Annotated in this window: 19 protein-coding genes; 7 read left to right on the top strand and 12 right to left on the bottom strand. The window is 36.5% G+C overall.

The features are described 5' to 3' along the window. Positions 1-112: 112 nt before the first annotated feature. On the bottom strand, positions 113-1,969 hold the full coding sequence (gene rho / locus QWT87_RS09305) for a transcription termination factor Rho (RefSeq protein ID WP_302715807.1): 1,857 nt from the start codon (positions 1,967-1,969) through the stop codon (positions 113-115). Between the two features lie 146 nt (positions 1,970-2,115). Between rho and QWT87_RS09300 the strand changes: the two genes are divergently transcribed. The 3 genes from QWT87_RS09300 to QWT87_RS09290 all read left to right on the top strand — a co-directional run bounded on the left by QWT87_RS09300 (position 2,116) and on the right by QWT87_RS09290 (position 5,610). Then, complete coding sequence (locus tag QWT87_RS09300) at positions 2,116-2,505, top strand: DUF4293 family protein (RefSeq protein ID WP_108410436.1); 390 nt, start codon at positions 2,116-2,118, stop codon at positions 2,503-2,505. Positions 2,506-2,679: 174 nt separating this feature from the next. Beyond that, positions 2,680-3,600 carry a M28 family peptidase gene (locus tag QWT87_RS09295; RefSeq protein WP_185207253.1) on the top strand — a complete coding sequence of 307 codons (921 nt, stop codon included), beginning with the start codon at positions 2,680-2,682 and terminating at the stop codon, positions 3,598-3,600. Positions 3,601-3,771: 171 nt separating this feature from the next. Beyond that, on the top strand, positions 3,772-5,610 hold the full coding sequence (locus QWT87_RS09290; protein WP_302715805.1) for an ABC transporter ATP-binding protein: 1,839 nt from the start codon (positions 3,772-3,774) through the stop codon (positions 5,608-5,610). A gap of 245 nt (positions 5,611-5,855) precedes the next feature. Here the strand turns inward: QWT87_RS09290 and QWT87_RS09285 are convergent, their stop codons facing one another. The 7 genes from QWT87_RS09285 to rsfS form a co-directional block, all read right to left on the bottom strand. Beyond that, positions 5,856-7,646, bottom strand: coding sequence for a hypothetical protein (locus QWT87_RS09285; RefSeq protein ID WP_302715804.1), 1,791 nt, complete (start codon positions 7,644-7,646; stop codon positions 5,856-5,858). A 184-nt stretch (positions 7,647-7,830) separates the two neighbouring features. Beyond that, positions 7,831-8,808, bottom strand: a complete 978-nt coding sequence (locus tag QWT87_RS09280) for a helix-turn-helix transcriptional regulator (RefSeq protein WP_116099421.1) — start codon at positions 8,806-8,808, stop codon at positions 7,831-7,833. 350 nt (positions 8,809-9,158) lie between these two features. Further along, positions 9,159-9,815, bottom strand: a complete 657-nt coding sequence (locus QWT87_RS09275) for a phosphatidylserine decarboxylase family protein (protein ID WP_108409246.1) — start codon at positions 9,813-9,815, stop codon at positions 9,159-9,161. A 4-nt stretch (positions 9,816-9,819) separates the two neighbouring features. Then, entirely contained in the window at positions 9,820-10,692 is an 873-nt protein-coding gene (locus QWT87_RS09270; RefSeq protein ID WP_108409247.1) for a phosphatidate cytidylyltransferase, read from the bottom strand. Between the two features lie 25 nt (positions 10,693-10,717). Continuing rightward, positions 10,718-11,299, bottom strand: a complete 582-nt coding sequence (locus QWT87_RS09265) for an LUD domain-containing protein (protein ID WP_302715802.1) — start codon at positions 11,297-11,299, stop codon at positions 10,718-10,720. 136 nt (positions 11,300-11,435) lie between these two features. Continuing rightward, positions 11,436-13,448 carry an ATP-dependent zinc metalloprotease FtsH gene (gene ftsH, locus QWT87_RS09260; RefSeq protein ID WP_302715800.1) on the bottom strand — a complete coding sequence of 671 codons (2,013 nt, stop codon included), beginning with the start codon at positions 13,446-13,448 and terminating at the stop codon, positions 11,436-11,438. A gap of 23 nt (positions 13,449-13,471) precedes the next feature. Then, positions 13,472-13,834 (bottom strand): ribosome silencing factor, encoded by a 363-nt coding sequence (rsfS, locus tag QWT87_RS09255; RefSeq protein WP_076391563.1) that lies wholly within the window; start codon positions 13,832-13,834, stop codon positions 13,472-13,474. Positions 13,835-13,920: 86 nt separating this feature from the next. On the opposite strand from rsfS, the gene QWT87_RS09250 reads away from it, so the two are divergent. Next, entirely contained in the window at positions 13,921-14,634 is a 714-nt protein-coding gene (locus QWT87_RS09250; RefSeq protein ID WP_288462274.1) for a biotin--[acetyl-CoA-carboxylase] ligase, read from the top strand. Here QWT87_RS09250 and QWT87_RS09245 read toward each other — a convergent pair. The 4 genes from QWT87_RS09245 to QWT87_RS09230 are packed head-to-tail and all read right to left on the bottom strand — an operon-like array spanning position 14,628 to position 17,993. Then, positions 14,628-15,740 carry an LptF/LptG family permease gene (locus QWT87_RS09245; protein WP_288462276.1) on the bottom strand — a complete coding sequence of 371 codons (1,113 nt, stop codon included), beginning with the start codon at positions 15,738-15,740 and terminating at the stop codon, positions 14,628-14,630. The genes QWT87_RS09250 and QWT87_RS09245 overlap by 7 nt on opposite strands. A 22-nt stretch (positions 15,741-15,762) precedes the next feature. Then, positions 15,763-16,896 carry a tRNA guanosine(34) transglycosylase Tgt gene (tgt, locus tag QWT87_RS09240; protein WP_076391557.1) on the bottom strand — a complete coding sequence of 378 codons (1,134 nt, stop codon included), beginning with the start codon at positions 16,894-16,896 and terminating at the stop codon, positions 15,763-15,765. Positions 16,897-16,902: 6 nt separating this feature from the next. Continuing rightward, entirely contained in the window at positions 16,903-17,280 is a 378-nt protein-coding gene (locus QWT87_RS09235; protein WP_256039772.1) for a DUF4296 domain-containing protein, read from the bottom strand. After that, a complete protein-coding gene (locus QWT87_RS09230) occupies positions 17,277-17,993 on the bottom strand; it encodes a polyprenol monophosphomannose synthase (RefSeq protein ID WP_087708623.1) in 717 nt (238 codons plus the stop codon). The genes QWT87_RS09235 and QWT87_RS09230 overlap by 4 nt, the downstream gene beginning before the upstream one ends. A 75-nt stretch (positions 17,994-18,068) precedes the next feature. Here QWT87_RS09230 and QWT87_RS09225 point away from each other — a divergent pair, with 75 nt between their 5' ends. From QWT87_RS09225 to QWT87_RS09215, 3 genes are all read left to right on the top strand, one after another. Continuing rightward, the gene (locus tag QWT87_RS09225) at positions 18,069-18,737 is read left to right on the top strand and encodes a DUF4271 domain-containing protein (RefSeq protein ID WP_116099427.1); all 669 of its coding nucleotides are present in this window, start codon (positions 18,069-18,071) and stop codon (positions 18,735-18,737) included. A 12-nt stretch (positions 18,738-18,749) separates the two neighbouring features. Next, positions 18,750-19,490, top strand: a complete 741-nt coding sequence (locus tag QWT87_RS09220; RefSeq protein ID WP_076391975.1) for a uroporphyrinogen-III synthase — start codon at positions 18,750-18,752, stop codon at positions 19,488-19,490. An 88-nt stretch (positions 19,491-19,578) separates the two neighbouring features. Next, complete coding sequence (locus QWT87_RS09215; protein ID WP_302715796.1) at positions 19,579-21,624, top strand: S9 family peptidase; 2,046 nt, start codon at positions 19,579-19,581, stop codon at positions 21,622-21,624. Positions 21,625-21,626 lie beyond the last annotated feature (2 nt).

Below are 21,626 nucleotides of genomic sequence, written 5' to 3'. Positions count from 1 at the left end.
AGAATAATTATTTTCAAAAAACAGCCATTAAAAACGTCCCGCTTCTAACCAAAAACTAAAAAAGCACGAACATTAAACGTCCGTGCTTTCTATTTAACAAATTAAATTCAATTTATTTATTCATCGACATCAGGAATTCTTCGTTATTTAAAGTTCCTTTGATGTTTTTGTCTACAAATTCCATTGCTTCGATTGGATTCATTTCAGAAAGGTATTTTCTAAGAATCCACATTCTCTGGGAAGTAACTTCATCCAGAAGCAGATCGTCTCTACGGGTACTTGAAGCCACCAAATCAATTGCAGGATAAATTCTTCTGTTGGCAATTTTTCTGTCCAACTGAAGTTCCATGTTTCCTGTTCCTTTAAATTCTTCAAAGATTACCTCATCCATTTTGGAACCGGTATCGATAAGAGCTGTTGCGATGATCGTTAGAGAACCTCCTCCTTCAATCTTTCTTGCCGCTCCGAAGAATCTTTTCGGTTTATGGAGTGCATTCGCATCAACACCTCCCGATAAAACTTTTCCTGAAGCAGGAGTAACGGTATTGTAAGCTCTTGCCAGTCTTGTGATGGAGTCTAACAAAATAACTACGTCATGACCGCACTCTACCATTCTTTGTGCTTTCGCCAGAACAAGGTTAGCCACTTTTACGTGCTTTTCTGCCGCTTCATCAAAAGTAGATGCAATTACTTCCGCATTCACGCTTCTTTCCATGTCGGTAACCTCTTCCGGACGTTCGTCGATCAGAAGAACCATCATATAAACTTCAGGATGATTGGCAGCGATAGAGTTGGCAATATCTTTCAGCAACATGGTTTTACCGGTTTTCGGCTGTGCTACGATCATTGCTCTCTGTCCTTTCCCGATGGGAGCGAAAAGATCCACCACTCTTGTAGAAATAGTAGAGCCTTTTCCGGCAAGATTGAATTTTTCCTGTGGGAAAAGAGGGGTTAAATATTCAAAAGCCACACGGTCTTTAATGAAAGCAAGATCTCGACCGTTAACTTCTGTAGGTCTTAATAAAGAAAAATATTTTTCTCCTTCTTTCGGCAATCTTACAATTCCTTTTACGGTATCCCCGGTTTTAAGACTGTAATTTCTGATCTGTGCCGTAGAAACGTATACGTCGTCCGGTGAAGAGATATAACTGAAGTCTGAAGAACGTAAAAATCCGTAATTGTCCGGTAAAATTTCCAGAACTCCTTCAATACTTACCATTCCGTCGAAACTGAATTCCTTTTTAGGAGCTTCGTGCTGTTCCTCCACTCTTTCAGAATGCTGCTGTTGCTGCTTATTCTGATGCTGGTTTTGGTTTTGGTGTTGATTAGGATTTTGATTATGGTTTTGATTTCTATGCTGGTTTCCGTTGTTGTTCGGATTGTTGTTTTGTCCTTTTGGGGATCTGGCTTGCTGTTGAGGGGTATTATTCGGCTTTTCTTCTGCTGAAGCAGATTCTTGGGATTCTGTGTTTTTGGGAGCTTCTGTTTTTTCCTGAGGCGCTTCTGCATTGGTTGTATTGGCAGGAGAAACTCTTTTCCTCTTTTTCTTAGCTTGTGCTGCTGCAGTCTGTTCTTCTGTTGCTGGGGTAGGTTCTGCTTTGGTTTCTTCAGATTTTTGTTCTTCAGAAACGGGTTCTTTTACTTCTGCTTCCGCTTTTTCTTCTGCTTTAGGTTTTGTTTCTTCCGCAGGTTTCGCTTCAGCTTTTGTCTTTGCTGCCGTTTTTTTCGGAGCCGCTTTTCTGGCAGGAGCCTTCGCAGGTTTTTCTGCCGGTTTTTCTTCAGTATTCGTACTGATTTCAGTAGCGTTGAAATATTCTTTTGCTACTTTTGGATTGGAGGCCTGAAAGTCAAGAATTGCAAAGATTTTGTCATTTTCAGTGCTGTTTCTTGCCACTTTAACGCCCAAATCCTTTAAGATTTTAGTCAGTTCCGTTACGGATTTTGACCTTAACGTTTCAATGTTAAACATATTTAGTGTAAAAAATGTAATTAATTGTGAATAAGAAAAGTAAGTCAGGTGACTGTTGTTTTCAAGTACATTCGTATAATGCAAATCTACACTTATTTTTGAATTGTGCAAAATTTATATTACTTTTGCGTAGAATTAAATATTCAATGCTACAAAGAATACAGACTATATGGACTTTTTTAGCAGTGTTGGCTGCTGTGTTTCTGTTCATTACAGGAGAGGATGTTGTTATTTCAGATAGCTTTCCTGTGATTAATATCGGATGTATTATCCTTGTTTTGGTGGGAGTACTCAGTATTTTCAGCTTTAAAAACAGAAAAAGACAAATTCTGCTGAATAACATCAGCATTATTATAAACGCTTTGTTGATTGGTGTATTGATGTACTGGTTACTAAAATTATCCGGAGGAATAGATTTTCCTGAGAAGGGTATTGAGCCGGTTTTCTCATTAATTGCGGTGATCTGTCTGCTTATTGCAAACATTTACATCAAAAAAGATGAGAGGCTCGTAAAATCTGTAGACAGACTTCGATAACCTTACAACGATTTTTTGAGTGAGAACAGCTTCTTTTAGGAGCTGTTTTTTTATTTGTGTATTTTCAGAATTATTCGTCTTTAGGAGATGTATTCCTATTATTTTTCAACTGAATATATTTTCCGTGCAACATTTCCGTTTATATTGCGACAGATTGTTTATAAATTATTAAAAATGAAAAAACTCACTTATCTTACTTTTTCGCTCTTTTCAATATTTTCTTTTGCACAGGAAGTTTCGACGGAAAGAGTGCAAACTGTGCTTGCAACTCTGGCTTCCGATGAAATGAAAGGCAGAGAAATCGGAACTGCTGAAAATGATAACGCCGCCAATTATATCGCAAAGCTTTTTAAAGAAAACAATTTAGATTTCTGTACCGGAAATTCTTATCTCGTTCCTTTTGAATACAAGGGAAAAACCGTGTATAATGTATGCGGCGTAAAAAAGGGTAAAACAGAAAAATTCTTAGGATTTTCCGGACATTTTGATCATATCGGAACCAGCAATAATCCTAAAGACAATATTTACAACGGAGCCGATGATGATGCAAGCGGAATTACCACTCTGGTAGGAATTGCAGATTATTTCAAAAATAAAAAACCGGAGTTTTCTTTGGTTTTCATGGCATTTAACGGAGAGGAAAAAGGAATGCTGGGTTCCAGAGCCATTTCAAAGGACGAGAATTTAAATCCGATTTATGATAAAATGACTGCGCTGTTTAATTTTGAAATGGTGGCAACAGAATCTGCATTCGGAAAAAACGCTTTGTTTATGACGGGTGATGAATTCTCCGATCTTGATGAACTGTTTAATAAAAATGCGGCAAACGGCCTAAAAATAAATCCTGATCCTTATGCTTCAGAACAGCTTTTCTACCGATCAGACAATGTGAGTTTCGTTAAGAAAAAAATTATCGCGCATTCTTTTTCTACGGTTGATATGACGAAAGCGACGCATTATCATCATGAAAACGATGATGTAAATGTGGTGGATTTCGAGAATTTAACCACCATCATCAATAATTTCGGGAAGACTTTAGACAAACTTTCGCCAAAGAATTTTGAACCTAAGTATAACGATAAAGTGAAATTTTAAAATTCAATATCTAAAGCCATCTTTCTTCGGATGGCTTTGTTTTTTCTGAAAATATATGCCCGAAAGACTGTAACAAAATACGTGGTGCATCAACTTATTATAAAGTAAAAGTCGATTAAAAACGTCTTATCATTTTAATTACGTAATTTTGCTATCCAATTTTTTCATTGAATGAACGAATATAAAAAAATATTAAAATTCGCCAAACCACATCAGAAATATATTTTCGGAAGTTTATTTTTCAACTTATTATATTCTGTATTTCAGATTGCTTCTTTAGGAACCATTCTTCCTGTTTTGGGAATGCTTTTCGGAACTATTAAAAGAGAAGATTTTGAATCTCCGCCTGTTTATTCCGGAAACCTTACAGATTTATTTCCTTATCTTAAAAACTACTCCAATTACTACATCCAGACTTTGGTGGATGATTATGGTACGCTGAATGTTTTGGCTTGGCTCTGCGTCATCACGGCATTTATGTTTTTGCTGAGAAATCTTTTCAGATATTTAGGATCTTTCCTTTTGATTAATTATCGTGTTGGCGTTACCAAAGATCTGCGCGGAGAAATGTACCGTAAGGTTTTAGCTTTGCCGGTTTCATTTTTTACAGAGAGCAGAAAAGGAGATATGATGTCGCGTATGTCTAATGACGTAGGCGAAGTGGAAGGCAGTATTTTAGGAAGTTTAGTGGAGCTTATTAACGCTCCGTTTATGCTTGTGAGTACTTTAATAAGTCTGTTTCTGTTAAGTTCTGAATTAACACTTTTCTCCCTTCTGGTTTTACCGGTGATGGGAACTTTAATCGCGTTAATCGGGAAAAGTCTTAAAAAAGATTCCCACGAAGCGCAGAATGAAATGGGAACGATATTTTCTATTGTTGATGAAACTTTAAAGTCTTCAAAAGTAATTAAGATTTTCAGTGCAGAAAAGATCATGGATAACCGCTTTATGGGTTCTATGCAGAGATGGATCAACAGCTCAATACGATTGGGAAGAAAGAAAGAACTGGCATCTCCAATCAGCGAATTTCTGGGCTCTGTTACCTTCTTAATCATTGCATGGTATGGCGGAAAGCAGATTGTTGTGGAACACAGCATTGCGCCACAGGATTTTTTGGTTTTTTTAGGAATGTTCTTCCAGATTTTGCCTCCGGTAAAAAGTTTATCGCAGTCGATTTCAAACGTGCAGAAAGGAGAAGCTTCTTTGCACAGGATTTTGGAAATTCTTGAAGCTGATGTAAAAATTGAAGAAGTTGCTGATCCTGTAAGTATTTCGACGCTTAATACAGCTATTGAGTTTAAAAATATCGGTTTTTATTATGATAAAGAACACGCCATTCTTAAAAATTTCTCTTTAAGTATTCCTAAAGGAAAAACGGTAGCTCTTGTCGGACAAAGCGGAAGCGGAAAAACAACGATCGCGAATCTTCTGGCAAGATTTTATGATGTTTCTGAAGGGGAAATTCTGATTGATGGGGTAAATATTAAAAATTTAAGGTTAAAAGAATACCGTAAGCTTCTCGGAATGGTTACTCAGGAATCTGTATTATTTAATGATACGGTGTACAATAATATTCTGATGGGGAAACCTGAAGCCACCAGAGAAGAGGTAATTGCTGCTGCTAAAATTGCCAATGCAGATAACTTTATTACGAATCTTCCTGACGGATACGATTCTAACATCGGAGATGACGGAGGAAAGCTTTCAGGAGGTCAGAAACAGAGGGTTTCCATTGCAAGAGCCGTATTGAAAAATCCACCGATTATGATTCTGGATGAAGCAACTTCTGCTTTGGACACCGAATCGGAAAGATTTGTTCAGGATGCACTGGAAAAAATGATGGAAAACAGAACGTCTTTGGTTATTGCCCACAGACTTTCTACCATTCAGAAAGCGGACTGGATTGTGGTAATGGAAAAAGGAGATATTGTAGAACAGGGAACGCATCACGATCTTATCGCGAAAAAAGGTGTTTATCACAAACTTGTAGAACTGCAGAATTTCGATTAATTCTGTTTACAATAAAATTAAGAAAGAGTATTTCGAAAGGGTTAAAACCTGAGGAATACTCTTTTTTTGTTAAACGGATTCAGTTTCAATGCAAGATTAAAAACCAATATCTTTATGAGTCAGGTTTTCAAATTTCCAATTATGGCTTCATTTAAGCTTATTATTTCTACAAAACAAAAGCTTCTGCAACATGAACGATGCAGAAGCTACCTTTAAAAACTATATAATTGTGACTATTATATTCTTTATTGTGTATTTATTCCATTAAATTCAGCTTGTTTTATTGCCCATGCAAAAGCATTCGCAGAGATAATTGAATTATAAACATCCTGATCTAATGCATCTCCTCCTCTTCCATAAGAAGTTTTAACAACCGGCAAATTACTTCCGTTTACTTCAAAAGGACAAATAGTATCAGAAGCACCACAATTTGAATTAAAACCACCATCACCAATCCATATGAAATTCAGTGTTTTATGCTTAAATGCAGTGACTCTTCCCGCTGTACCTCCAGGTGAAGCCTGTGATAGATCAGAATCTGTAGAATATATATCTATTTCGCTGGAAGGAATACCTGATGCATAAGTAGTTGCTGAAGCATCTTCTCCCCAAGTCTTGCCTCTTGCATCACCAAAAGGTCCGTTTATAATTTCATCATTAATTACAGGAAGTCTGTACAAAGCACCCGCTGCATTTACACCACCTGTTGTAATGGTATTATCATTAAATACATACCTAAAAAGTCTTTGCATACCTGCATTGGATTCACTGAATGCCAAAACAACTCCTCCTTTCACCAAATAATCTGCAATAATATCTGCTTCAGCATCAGAAGGTGCCCATGAATATCCTATAACCATAATATCAACAGGACTTGAACCAGAAAGCCAACCTTGCAACTGAGCAATACTAGGACTATTTCCACCATTAATTCTTGTAAACCCTTCTGCTTTTACTACACTTGTTGCTGTAGTCCCAAAATTTGAGGCTGTAGAAATCATTCTTCCAGATGCTGCTATTCCTGAAAAATTATACCCATATACATTTTCTGACGTTCCTATTGCGAGTAATCTTTTAATTGGTATAACTACAACTACACTTACCGTACATGTTGTAGATACACCACCTTGGCTATCAGAAGTTATGGTAATTGTTTTAACCGAAGTAGAAGTAGGCGTGCCCGTTCCTTGTAAAGTAATGTTTTGATTTCCAGTTGCTGTAAAAGTTCCGGAACCACTAAAAGAAATTCCATCAACTATATTAGTGGTAATCGTGTAACTTCCCAGAGAAGTAACATTTACAGGCAATGTTATCGTATTTGAAGCCGTGAGAGGTGTTCCTACTTTATATACACCATTTACTATTGCTTTTCCACAACTCATTGTATAGGTTGCTGCAGGGCTTAGAACAGTAATCGTAACTGGTGGTGTACACGTAACATCAACTCCATTGGCAGAAAGCTGTATTGTGTCTGTTTGTATCGCGGCAGGAGTTCCCTGTCCCGGAATTTGTATTGTTTGTATACCTGTGTTCAAAAAAACTCCTGTTCCATAGAAATTGTAACCGTTAGTTGTGGTGCCCATAATCGTATAATTTCCTATTTTAGTAACATTTACCGTCACACTAAGGTAATTGGAAGTGGTTAATTCTTTTCCTTTTACGTAACTTCCCACAGCTTTTGTGTTAGAACAATCGATTGTAAAAACCGATTTTCCTATCTGTCCGCAGACGCTTTTCCATTCATTATCTGCAAGGCTCCAATAGTTCAGGCAGTCTTCTGTGGTATTGTAAACCGTAAGACCATCATCATTTGCCGAGTTGATGACTATGGCATTTCGCTGAGTTTCTGTAAGACGCGGAATGAGAATTCCCTTATTGCTATTTCCTGAAACAATGTCCAGAACAGAATTGGTATTGGGCGAAGAAGTATTAATCCCTACTGCTCCGTTGTACTGCGAAAAAAAATTTTCAAAAGCAAAGAACAGAACAATCAGTAATGTTCTTGCTAAACATCTGGTAATTTTTGTATTCATCATTTTTTATTTTTAGATTAAAATTTTAAATAAAGATTATAATCTCTGCAAAATTAGTCTCTGTAAAAATGATGTAACAAAATTTTTGATACGCAATGTTACTCACGCGTAGTAAAACTCACACATTATTAATATTTTAACACAAATTCAGAATTCCGGATGATAAAAATCTGAAAACTGCATGGTCTTATATTTTAAGAAGAAAGCTGTTGATATTAATATCAGAAGGAATATTCAGTTTTTTTCGTATTCTGTATTTTTTACTTTCTACGGCTCTTATGCTGTTATTGGTACACTGGGCAATCTTTTTAGTATCAAAATCCAGTTTCATTAATGCACAAAAATAGAGTTCTGAATGAATGAGGTTAGGATTAATCTCTAAAATAGCGGGGATAAAACCCGGAAAAAAGATTTGAAATCTCTCAAAAAACAAAACTGAATTTTTCTCTGCCAGTCTGAATATTTCTTCAATATTTTCGTCCGTAAGATGATTTACCAACATCTGGTTTTTCATGAGCTGAGTATTGGTTTTTATAAGATCTTCAATTGTTGAATCCTTAATTTTTGTGTTTTTCATTAATCCGTTGATAAGTTCATCTTTCTGGCTTATAAATACCATATCTATTAAAAAAGAAACGATAGAAAATAAAATATTAATGAGTTTTATGGTAATGTAATCTTTGTTTTGTAAAAATTTGCTTCTCGGTAAAAAGCTAAAATCATAATAAAGACAGATAATAAAATTAAAGCTGATGAACAGAGCTAAAAAATAAATTTCAATCTTGTCTTTACGGTAATTGAAGAAAAGAGGTATGGCAAACAGAATACTGAAATAGAAATATTCTATCCCTGCCATTTTTGATGTATAGATATTAAAAAAGCTTACAATAAGAGTAAGGAATACAAGAATGCTGGTAACTGTTATCTTGATATTTTTATGAGACTTTTTTACCTTATCTTCAATTGAGATCATCAATATCCAGAACAAGGTAATGATGATCAGAAAAACAGAAGCAATAATATCCCTGTAAAAAGTAATTATAAAAAGAGAATAAAATAAAAATATAAAAAAAAGAAAAAGTAAATAGCGATTAATTAACTGATCATAACCATTTTCAGAATTATCCACTTTTTCTCCTTTATGGAAGAAAAATTTGTAAATCATTGAGTGTGTTTTTTTAGAACTGAATTTATCGTTTAGTACTTTAAATTCAATATTGCAAATATACTAAAACCTGATAAACTATTTTTACCTTCAACCCAAACATCTTAAAACCCCGATTTTTACATTGAAGAATAAATTCCAATAAAGTAATACATCGAAATTATTGGTAAATTGTCTGGCGTCAATTAAAGGTAAAGTTAGCAGATCAGAGGATCTTTTACACACTACGCTTCCACTCAATTATACGTATGCGTAGTAAAGCGTAATAAAAGACTGTGCAAACTCTTAAAAAAACAAAAAGAGAGGCTAAAAAAACCTCTCTCTGTATTATAATAATTTTGTATCAGATTCTATTCTTCCTTCATTCTGGCGATCACATCAAGACCTCCTTTCGTAATGTCCCCGATTTTACATACAATTTCTGTATCTAACGGAAGAAATACGTCCATTCTGGACCCAAACTTAATGAATCCGAACTCATGCCCCGCTTTTGCCGTATCACCTTCATTGCAGTAGAAAACGATTCTTCTTGCCACATATCCAGCAATCTGCCTGAAAACCACTTTATGATTGGTTAAACTTTCCACCGCAACGGTTGTTCTCTCGTTTTCCGTAGAAGACTTTTCGTGCCAAGCTACCAGATATTTTCCCGGATGGTATTTCTTATAAATTACATTTCCTGAAACCGGATATCGGCAGATATGAACATTCAGCGGAGACATAAAGATAGAAACCTGAATCGCTTTCCCTTTGATAAACTCATCCTCTTCTACTTCTTTTATCATTACCACTTTTCCGTCTACCGGAGCAATAACATTTTCTTTGTGATCGAGAATTTCACGATTCGGAACTCTGAAGAACCAAAATACTAAACTGTAGATTACCAGTAATGGCAGAATGATCACCAACGACCACATTTCAAGAAAATAAATCGCCAATGCGCCCAAAATGATGAACAGAATAGTGGCAACGGTAATGGTTCCTTTTGATTCTCTGTGTAATTTCATGAGATTAAATAAATTTTTCTAAAATAAAGTACAAATATACGACAGGAACACAAATAATGAAACTATCCAGCCTGTCTAATACACCTCCATGTCCCGGAATGATGTTTCCGCTGTCTTTCACCGCGAAATTTCTTTTCAGCTGGCTTTCTACCAAATCCCCGATCGGCGCGAAGGCAGCAACCAGAAAACCTACTACCATCCAGTTTCCGCGAAGATCCGGATGATAATGTTCTACAAAGTAAGACAGGATTAAAGTAAGAACAACACCGCCAATATAACCTTCCCATGTTTTTTTAGGAGAAATTTTAGGCGCCATTTTATGTTTTCCGAAGAATTTTCCGGTTAAATAAGCAAAGGTATCGCTGCTCCAGATCAGGATGAACAGAAACAGTACTTCTAAAGAAAAACTGTCGTCATAGCTTGTAAATTTAGGAAGTCCCAAAGCAAAGCTGAAAGGCAGTGCGACATAAATTACGGTAAAAATAAGCTTTCCGCTGTCAAAATATAATTCGTTCGGGAATTTAAATAATGTAACAGCAGCAATCACAATAAGAACCATTGCAAGGATTTCACTCAGTCTGAAATCGAAAAAGAAATCAAAATTGAAATACCTTTTCGAGAATACATAAAAAATAAAAATTACCAAAGGAAAAACAACAAACTGTTCATAGCCTTTCCCGAATTTCATGATTTTAAAACATTCCCAAGAACCGACTCCCATTAAAAGAGTGATTAATCCGTAATACAGATACTGCTGCTTCACAAGATCCGGCGAAATACTGTTGATTAAATGAGCTCCAAGCGGAGTGGTACAAAGAATAATAACTGCTACGTAAACAATTCCTGATAAGGTTCTTTGAATGAGATTTTTGTCCAAGATGTTAAAATTTTAAATCTGATGCTTAATCTTCAAGCAACAATAAAAACAGTTTTGTGTTGGTATGGGAAGAAGTATCCATTTTCGACTGTCCGCCGCTGATGGAAGTCAGATTTTTGATATTTCCGTTTCTTTTGATCTTTCCCATCGCATCATTCAGGTTGTTCACGATCTGTGAAATATTTGCCATGATGATAATTTTATCCGGCAGTCTGGAAGAATGATAATGAAGGATATTATTGTGAGATAGCATAATTCTTCCGTCATAGGCAATAAGATATTCGCAGGTAATGAAACTTGCATCGTTATTGCTCTGAAGTTCAGAAGCATACGGTGTTTTTACCACATTAAGAAAATTCTGAAGATCTTTATCCCAACAGAATATATTGTGAATTCCTTCAATTTTAATAATCTGGTTCAAAGTCTGTAACGCCTCCGCTTCATCAGCACAGTAGTTAAAAAAACCTCCGGAATGCGTAAACAGTTGGGCAAACTTATAGTCGAGATCCGCATTTTTCAGGGAATCTCCTAACTTTTCCAGACTCTGCTTTTCTTCCTGCTCAGGCTGGTTGGTAAGTTTGCTTACAATCTTCTTAAATAAATTCAATTTGATCTATTTTTAGTCAACTTTATACAAAAATATAAATTAATCATATAGAAATCCAAAAACATACCGAGAAATATAAAAAAACCCGACAATTTTGGAACTGTCAGGTTTTGTGTTATTTAAATTCTAAGAAATTTTAAAGCTGTGTAGGACTTTCAGGAGCCTGAATTTCGCTGTCTCCTTCTTTCTCTTCAACAAGAATCTGTTCTTGCGGTTCCTTCCCGTCCGGAATTGTATTGGTAACCGGTTTTTCCGTTAATTCCGGATCCCATGCTCTCTTTCCGAAAATTTCTTCAAGATCTTCACGGAAGATTACTTCTTTTTCTAACAGCTTACTTGCCAAAGCATCAAGCTTGTCTTTATTCTCAGTTAAAATCTGAACTGCTCTGTCATACTGATTTTCGATAATTCCTTTAATCTCAATATCAATTTTCTTCGCTGTTTCTTCAGAATAAGGTTTTCCGAAAGAATATTCAGACTGCCCTGAACTGTCATAGTAAGAGATATTTCCGATATTCGGACTCAAACCGTAGATGGTTACCATTGCCTGAGCTCTTTTCGTTACACTTTCAAGATCAGAAAGCGCTCCTGTAGAAATATTGTTGAATATTACCTGCTCTGCAGCTCTACCACCCAATGTTGCACACATTTCGTCCAGCATTTGCTCTGTAGTCGTCAACTGTCTTTCTTCCGGAAGATACCAAGCTGCCCCTAAAGAACGTCCTCTCGGAACAATCGTTACTTTCAATAGCGGTGAAGCGTGTTCTACCAACCATGAAATCGTAGCGTGTCCCGCTTCGTGATAAGCAACTCTTCTTTTTTCAGAAGGTTTAATGGCTTTATTTTTCTTTTCAAGCCCCCCGATAATTCTGTCAACTGCATCAAGGAAATCCTGTTTCGTTACCGAAGTATGGTTATTTCTTGCGGCAATCAGCGCAGCTTCATTACAAACATTCGCAATATCTGCTCCACTGAATCCCGGCGTTTGCTTTGCCAAAAATTCTCGGTCTACATTATCATCAAGTTTGATTTTCTTTAAATGAACATCAAAAATCTGTCTTCTTTCGTGCAATTCCGGAAGGTCTACATAAATGGAACGGTCAAAACGTCCGGCTCTCATTAAAGCTTTATCCAGAATATCCGCTCTGTTGGTTGCAGCCATTACAATAACGTTTGTATCGGTTCCGAAACCATCCATTTCAGTTAACAACTGGTTCAGCGTGTTCTCTCTTTCGTCGTTTCCGCCTGAGAAATTATTTTTTCCTCTTGCACGTCCGATGGCGTCAATCTCATCAATAAAGATAATCGCAGGAGATTTTGCTTTAGCCTGAGCAAAAAGATCTCTTACTCTTGAAGCTCCTACCCCGACAAACATTTCCACAAAATCTGAACCTGAAAGCGAGAAGAAAGGAACTTTCGCCTCTCCGGCTACTGCTTTTGCCAATAATGTTTTACCGGTTCCCGGAGGACCCACCAAAAGAACTCCTTTCGGAATTTTACCTCCCAGTTTGGTATATTTTTCTGAGTTCTTAAGGAAATCTACAACTTCCTGAACCTCTTCTTTAGCACCTTCCAAACCTGCAACATCTTTAAATGTTACCTGAATTCTTTCTTTTTCGTCAAAAAGTTTCGCTTTAGACTTTCCGATGGAGAAAATTTGTCCGCCGGGTCCGCCTCCGCTTCCCATTTTTCTGAAAAGAAGGAAATAGAAAATTCCTAAAATCGCAATCCAGATTAATGCCTGAATTAAAAAGCTCGTTAATGGGCTTTCGCCTTCCGCATAATCTTTAGACGTTTTTATCGCCGGATTTTGCATTCTGATGGCATCAAATTTTTCAAGGAAAAGTCTGAGATCTCCATATTTAAGCGAATAATCTGCCTTTGGAGTCATCATAAGCCCCGAAAAAGGATTGGATTTATCGTCTTTCTTTACAGTTGCTGTTTTGGCAGCCTGTGTTAAAAATACATCAGCTTTCTGAGCCTGTTTGTCAATTAAAACTCTCTGGACTTTCCCTGCCTGCATTTCTCTGAAGAAACCGTCTTCATCAATTGTCTTACCCGTGCTGTCGCCCATAGAATTGGCAACAAAGAACAGCACAAGTGCTACAATCATGATAGGAAAAAACCAGTTAAATCCTTTATTGTTCATTTATACTTTTTAAAATTTAATAATTAATTTTCGATTTTCGTAATCACAGCATCTCCCCAAAGTTCTTCAATATCATAATACTCTCTTACTTCTTTCTGGAAAATGTGGACTACCACGGAAACGTAATCTACCAAAACCCACATGGAATTTTCGGTACCTTCTACGTGCCAAGGTCTGTCTTTAAGGTCGTTTCTTACTTTTTTCTCTACACTTCCCGCCAACGCCGAAACCTGCGTATTTGAGTTTCCGCTACAAATGATGAACGTTTCTGCTACTGAATTTTCGATATTGGAAAGATCAAAGATCATGATATCTTCACCTTTTACATCCTGGATAGCCTCTACAATTTTATCTATTAGCGCTTGTTTTTCTACTGTTTTATTCATTAAAAAATACTATAATCTGCAAATTTATTGTTTTTCTTTTACTTTAGCCTTATTTTTAGCCTTTTAAAGTCTTAAAGTTTTCTTAAATGAGTGCACTGTTTTATCTGAAAGAATGTTCTTCTACTAATGACGAAATATCTAAGTTTTTACTTTACGGAGATTCAGATTTTTTTGCACTTCACACATTCAATCAGACGAAAGGTCGCGGACAGTACGGAAATACATGGTCTTCAACGGCTGAAAAAAATTTGGCGTATACTCTTGCTGTAAAGGCTGAACACTTTACAGTCTCGGATTTTATGTTCAATTATTATACCGCAATTGCAATACGGGATTTCCTTGCCAATTTGACTGACAGTGATGTGAAAATAAAATGGCCGAATGATATAATTCTTAAAGGTAAAAAAATCGTAGGAATTCTTATTGAAAAGAAAAAATTTAATCAAAATCAATATTTCCTCATCGGAGCCGGATTCAATATTTTGCAGGAAAAATTTGAAATTTCCAATGCAGGATCGCTTTTAACGCAGACCGGAAGAAGTTTTGACCTGAATGATTTCACTTTACAACTTCATGATTTTTTAACCGAAAAACTGAAAAATATTCCTTTGGAAGAGGAAATCCTTAAACTTTTCAATGAAAACCTATTCCGCAAAGACGAAATATCGGTGTTCGAAATTGAAAAAACACGCCAAAATGGCATCATCAAAAAGGCTGATGAAAATGGTGAGCTCTGGATTTATCTTGAAAATGACGGACTACAGTGTTTCTATCACAAAGAGGTAAAATTACTTTACTGATTGGCTCTTTTAATGTAAAGAAAAGCAGCAAGCGGGAAAAAGATCATATTGGGAAGCCACATTGCCAAAGCGGGCGAAATACTTTTATTTTCCGAAACAACTTTTAAAGCTTCAAAGGAAAATACGAAAACAAAGGCTAAAGAAATACCCAGAGCTAAGTTAATTCCCAATCCGCCTCGTTTTTTCTGTGAAGAAAGCGACAGTGCCAAAAAGGTAAGAATAACGATGGAAAAAGGCATCGACGTTCTCTGGTGCAGCTCGTTTAAGTGCGCATTTAAGTTGCTGTTTCCCTTTTCGGTTTCTCTTTTGATGAATTTTATCAGTTCTGGTGTTGTTTTATTCTGCCCTAAAAGTTCATTGGGGAAAAGTTCTTCCGGATCATGACCGTATTTTTTCTTCAGATCGAAACCGCTGGATAATTTCTCGGTATCGTCTTTATTGATGGTTTTTTCCGTATAGGAATTCAGGACAAATTCTTTTTTGTCTTTATCCCACGAAACATCAGAAGCCTTTAATTCGTACGTCATTCTTCTGTCTTTATCGAACTTCTGATAGACGAATCCTGAACCTCTTTTGTCTCTTTTATTCCATGAATTGATAAAGATGTATTCGGTTTTGCTTAATTGCGCAGAAACCGGAGCTGTTCCTAAAACTTTCTCTTTATTGGTTGCATTGTAGGTATAGGCTTCAAGCTGGTTTTTCTGAATATTCGCCCACGGAAGCAGAAAGTGATTGATTCCCAACGACAAAACAGCAATAAACAGCGACGTAAGCAAATAAGGTCTTGCAAACCTGTGAAAACTCGCTCCACTGCTGATGACGGCAACAATCTCGGTATTGTTTGCCATTCTTGAGGTGAAATAAATTACCGAAATAAAGACGAGAATAGAAAGGAACGTCATCACCAGATTCACGATCCAGAAAGGATAAAAATGAATCAGGAAATAGGTAACGTTAAGTTTCGGGTCTAATGCCGTTGCATTTTCAATTCTTGGAATTTTCTGCTGAACATCGATCACCAAAACAACAATAGACAGCAATATCAGCATGAAACTGAATGTTCCAAGATATTTTCTAACGATATATCGGTCTATTATTTTAAGCATTTTACTGCGTTTTTATTTTTAATTATAATCTCTGACGAAGAATTGGAACCACCGAGTTTTTCCACTGGTAAAAATCTCCAGCCATAATATGTTCTCTTGCCACTTTTACCAGATCCAGATAAAAAGCTAAATTATGAATGGAAGCAATCTGTTTTGCCAGATATTCTTTAGAAACAAACAAATGTCTTACATACGCTTTAGAATATTCTCTGTCTACGAAACTTGTTCCAAATTCGTCCAGAGGCGAAAAATCTTTCTTCCACTTTTCGTTTTTCATATTCATTACCCCTTTCCAAGTGAAAAGCATTGCGTTTCTGGCATTTCTCGTCGGCATCACACAATCCATCATATCAATACCTAGACCAATGGATTCCAGGATATTCCACGGAGTTCCCACTCCCATTAAATATCTCGGTTTTTCTTTTGGCAGAATATCGGTAACCTCATCCGTAATTCTGTACATCTCCTCTTCAGGTTCGCCTACAGAAAGACCTCCGATTGCGTTTCCTTCAGCACCCGCTTCCGCAATGACTTCTGCGGAAATTTTTCTTAAATCTGAAAAAGTAGATCCCTGAACAATGGGGAAAAGTCTTTGTTTGTGACCGTACAACTCAGGATTGTTTTCAGTCCATTCAATACATCTTTTTAACCAACGGTGTGTAAGTTCCATGGATGTTTTTGCCTGATTGTATTCGCATGGATACGCCACACATTCATCAAAAGCCATAAAAATATCGGCCCCGATCTGTCTCTGGATCTCCATCGATTTTTCAGGAGAGAACATATGGTAACTTCCGTCGATATGAGATTTAAATCGGGCTCCTTCCTCAGACATTTTTCTGCTGCTTGCCAGTGAAAACACCTGAAAACCTCCCGAATCCGTAAGAATCGGCAGATCCCAGTTCATGAATTTATGCAAACCTCCGGCTTCCTGCATGACTTCCATTCCTGGACGAAGGTATAAATGATAGGTATTCCCCAGAATAATCTGGGCTTTGATATCTTCTTTTAATTCTCTCTGATGAACTGTTTTTACACTTGCAACGGTTCCTACAGGCATAAAAATAGGCGTCTGAATTGTCCCGTGATCTGTGGTAAGTTCTCCGGCTCTTGCCTTTCCCTCAGAGGTTTTTTCTATATTAAAAAACTTTTGCATCTTAAATTATCTCGATAAAGCAGGAGGATTCTGAAGATTTCCTGTTTTATTTTTTTTATCCTTTACATACTGATCCGCTTTCGGATCTTTCTCTAATATTATTTTCTGGGCATCATCTGCGATACTGCTCATCTGTTCCTTTACTACATAATATTTGAAGCTTTCCACAAAATCCTGAGATTTTACGTTGTGCGTTTTCAGGATATATCTTGTTCCTGCCTCCAGATTCGTGTTGGGATACATGAAAGTCGCCTGATCGTTAATGGAAAGATCAGCCATAATTTCTGCCATCTGATCTTTCGGGATCAGATTTTTAGGCTTATCGATGTAGTCTCCGCATGAAAACAGACACATCAGAACAAAAATGAAGATCAGCTTTTTCATAATCTGTTGATGATGGATTTCCATTTTAAATTTAAAACTCCAAAAACGGCTTCATGAATGATACCGCCATTCATTTTGCTTTCTCCGAGAATTCTGTTTGTAAAAATAATAGGAACTTCTACAATTCTGAATCCTTTTTTAAAAGCCCTGAATTTCATTTCGATCTGAAATCCATATCCTTTTAATTTTACGTTATCCAAACCAATTTCTTCCAGAACCTTTCTTGAAAAGCAGACAAAACCTGCCGTGGTATCATGAATCGGAAGTCCTAAAACAAACCGTACATATTTTGAAGCGAAATAAGACAGCAAAACCCGTCCCATTGGCCAGTTTACCACATTTACTCCTTTGGAATACCGGGAACCGATTGCCATATCTGCGTTTAAACAGGCTTCATACAGTTTAGGAAGATCATTCGGGTTGTGAGAAAAATCGGCATCCATTTCGAAAATATAGTCATACTTGTTTTCGATTGCCCATTTAAAACCATGAATGTATGCTTTTCCCAAACCATCTTTCACTTTTCGTACCGAAAGATGAAGATAGTGCGGGAATTTTTTCTGTAAATCCTTCACCAGATCCGCCGTTCCATCAGGAGACGAGTCATCCACTACCAAAATATGAAAGTCATCTTCCAATGCAAAAACTGCGGAAATAATATTTTCAATATTTTCCTTTTCGTTGTAAGTCGGAATTATGACCAGTTTTTTCATTTCAGTTTGCAAAGATAGTTTATTTAACCTTTTTATTTTATACAAAATAATCTATAATTTTGCAAAAAAATTCCGTTGCCGTTATCACAAACATTTATAAATCATGTAAGAATACCTGAAAATAACGATTGGGTAATCTTTATATTGCTGGGCTGTATCTTTTTATACCTTTTTATGATGAACGTCGTAGAAAGAGAAGCCAACCTGAAAGACTTTCTGCTTCAAAAGTATTTTGACGCCAGCAACAACCTTCCGAGCTGGGTAATCACATCCTGTGTTATTACACTTACGCTTTCGGTTTTGATCTCCCAGTATATTCCTGTTGTTCCTAAATTTGTTGCTGATCTTCAGGTTTTGGGATATCAGCTTAATAAATTCGGTTTTTGCTTAATTGCGGTTATTCTTTTTTATGCAGTAAAATCAACTTTAGGATTTTTATTTTTCCAAAGCATTGGTGACGGAAAAAAATGGACTGTTTTTTATTTTACCTCTACAAAATTTTATTTTATCCTGTCTTTTTTGTTAATAATTTTATGTGTAACCCACTATTATTTCCCGATCGACAGAAATAAAATGTTTTTATATTACATTTTCTTTTTCTCTTTTGTATTCATTTTCAAGGTGTTTTTCTATTTATTTCATAAGAACAACATTTTACCCGAGAAATGGTATTATAAATTTTTGTATATTTGCACGCTCCAAATCGCACCCGTTTTGTTGCTTTGGAAACTATTGTTTTTTTAATAACTGTCAATGATGAGAATAAAGTCTATATTGGTTTCTCAACCAGCGCCAAGTGAGTCGTCTCCGTACCTGGAAATTGCAAAGAAGGAAAAGATAAAGATTGATTTCCGCCCTTTCATCCACGTCGAAGGAGTTGACAATAAAGAGCTTAGAACACAAAAGATCGATCTTACACAATATACCGGAATTATTTTCACGAGTAAAAATGCGATCGACCATTACTTCAGATTAGCTGAAGAGCTTCGTTTTTCGGTTCCTGATACGATGAGATACATCTGTCAGTCGGAAGCCATTGCGAACTATCTTCAAAAGCATATTGTATACAGAAAAAGAAAGATCAGCTTCGGGGAAAAGAATTTCTCGGACCTTCTTCCACTGTTTAAAAAATTCCCGAGCGAAAAATATCTTTTGCCCTCATCAGATGTTTTAAGTCCGGATATTACCAAAACAATGGAGGCTTCTAATGTAGACTGGAAAAGAGCGATCATGTACAGAACCGTTTGCAGCGATCTTACAGATATCAATGTAAAAGATTATGATATGCTGATCTTCTTCAGTCCGCAGGGAATAAAGTCTTTACAGCAGAATTTTCCGGATTTCAAACAGGAAGAAACAAAAATCGGCGTTTTTGGCGCAACCACTTCAGCAGCAGCAGAAGAAGCAGGGCTAAAAGTAGATTTAATGGCTCCTACAAAGGAAACTCCGTCCATGACGATGGCTTTGGAAAAGTATATTAAAGCGCTACACAAGTAAGTTTTAATACAAAAATATACAGGAACCGTCTTTTCTTACCGGAAAGATGGTTTTTTTTTAACTAAATTTGAACAAGAATTAATATTGAATGGAAGCTCCAAAGGCAAAAAAAATAGAAAAAACACTTGAAATACACGGTGATAAAAGGTTAGATCCCTATTTCTGGCTCAATGAAAGAGAAAATCCGGAAGTTATAAAATATCTTGAAGAGGAAAATGCATATGCAGATTTCATCATGAAAGATACAGAGTCTTTTCAGGAAGAACTTTTTGAGGAAATGAAAGCCCGTTATAAAAAAGATGACGAATCTTTACCTTATTTCTTTAACGAATACTGGTACATCGTTCGTTACGAAGAGGGAAAAGAATATCCTATTTTCTGCAGAAAATACCAAAGTCTCGAAAACGAAGAAGAAATTATTCTGGACGTTAATATTTTGGCAGAAGGTGAAAGTTATTTTGAAGTCGGAAATGTTGCTGTTTCTCCAAACAACCAATTGGCTTCATTTTCAACGGACAATGTGAGCCGAAGAATCTACACCATTAAATTTAAAAATTTACAGAACGGAAAAATTCTTCCTGATAAAATTGAAAACACTACAGGAAAAGCAGTCTGGGCAAATGATAACGAGCATATTTTCTACATCAGAAAAGATGAAAGTTTAAGAGCTTTTCAGGTGTACAGACACAAACTGGGGACAGATTCTTCAGATGATGTGCTGATTTTCCATGAAGAGGATGACACTTTTGATGTAAATGTTTTCAAGACAAAATCTTTAGAATATATTTTTATTGCAAGTTCGAGTACCATTTCGGATGAGCACAGATTTATTCCTTCGGATGATGTTTTCGCAGACTGGACGATTATTCAACCCAGAATAGATGATCTGGAATATTCGGTTGAACATTACGAAGATGAATTCTACATCATTACCAACGCAGACGATGCTTTTAATTTCAAAATTGTAAAGACAAAGATCTATAACTGCGGAATGGAAAACTGGGTGGATGTCATTCCGCATCGTCCGGAAGTTCTGCTGGAGGGTTTTGAGATCTTTAAAAACTATCTGGTTCTTGAGGAAAGAGAACAAGGTCTGTTACAGATTAAGATCATTGACGAAAAAACGCAGGAATCGCATTATCTGCCTTTTTCGGATCCTACTTATACCGCTTACATCGGAGTAAATCTGGAATTCGATACGGAAGTTCTACGTTACGGCTACACTTCTCTTACACAGCCAAGTTCCACCTACGAATATAATATGAAGGAAAAAACCACAAAGCTTCTGAAACAGCAGGAAGTTTTGGGCGGAAAATTCTTTGCCGAAAATTATATTTCCGAAAGAATCTGGGCAGATTCCAGAGACGGAGAAGCGAAAGTTCCCATTTCTCTGGTTTACCATAAAGATACCCCAAAATCTGCAGATACACCTTTACTTTTATATGGTTATGGAAGTTACGGACACACTGTTGATGCAAGTTTTTCAAACGTGAGGCTTTCTATTTTAGACAGAGGTTTTATTTACGCAATTGCCCACATACGAGGCGGAGAATATCTGGGAAGAGAATGGTATGAAGACGGAAAAATGCTGTTCAAGAAAAACACATTTTTTGATTTTATTGATGCCGGAAAATTTTTAATTAAAGAAAATTATACTTCCTCAAAACATTTGTACGCGATGGGCGGAAGCGCAGGAGGATTACTGGTGGGAGCGGTAATGAATTATGAACCTTCCCTGTTTAACGGAATTGTAGCACAGGTTCCTTTTGTGGACGTTGTAACGACCATGCTGGACGAAACCATCCCTTTAACGACAGGAGAATACGACGAATGGGGAAATCCGAATGATGAAGAATATTATCATTACATGAAGGAATATTCGCCGTATGATAATGTAAAAGCTAAAGATTACCCAAATCTGTTAATTACAACAGGATTGCACGATTCTCAGGTACAATATTGGGAACCGGCAAAATGGACGGCAAAACTGAGAGAACTGAAAACGGATAACAATATCCTGATTTTCAAAACAGACATGAGCGCAGGACACGGCGGAGCGAGCGGAAGATTTGAATCTCTGAAAGAAGATGCTCTGGAATATGCTTTCCTGATGAAATTAGAAAATAAATATTAAAC

Source organism: Chryseobacterium urinae, assembly GCF_030518295.1.
In the GTDB taxonomy this organism is placed as follows: domain Bacteria; phylum Bacteroidota; class Bacteroidia; order Flavobacteriales; family Weeksellaceae; genus Chryseobacterium; species Chryseobacterium mucoviscidosis.
This window is presented reverse-complemented; position numbering and strand designations above follow the sequence as displayed.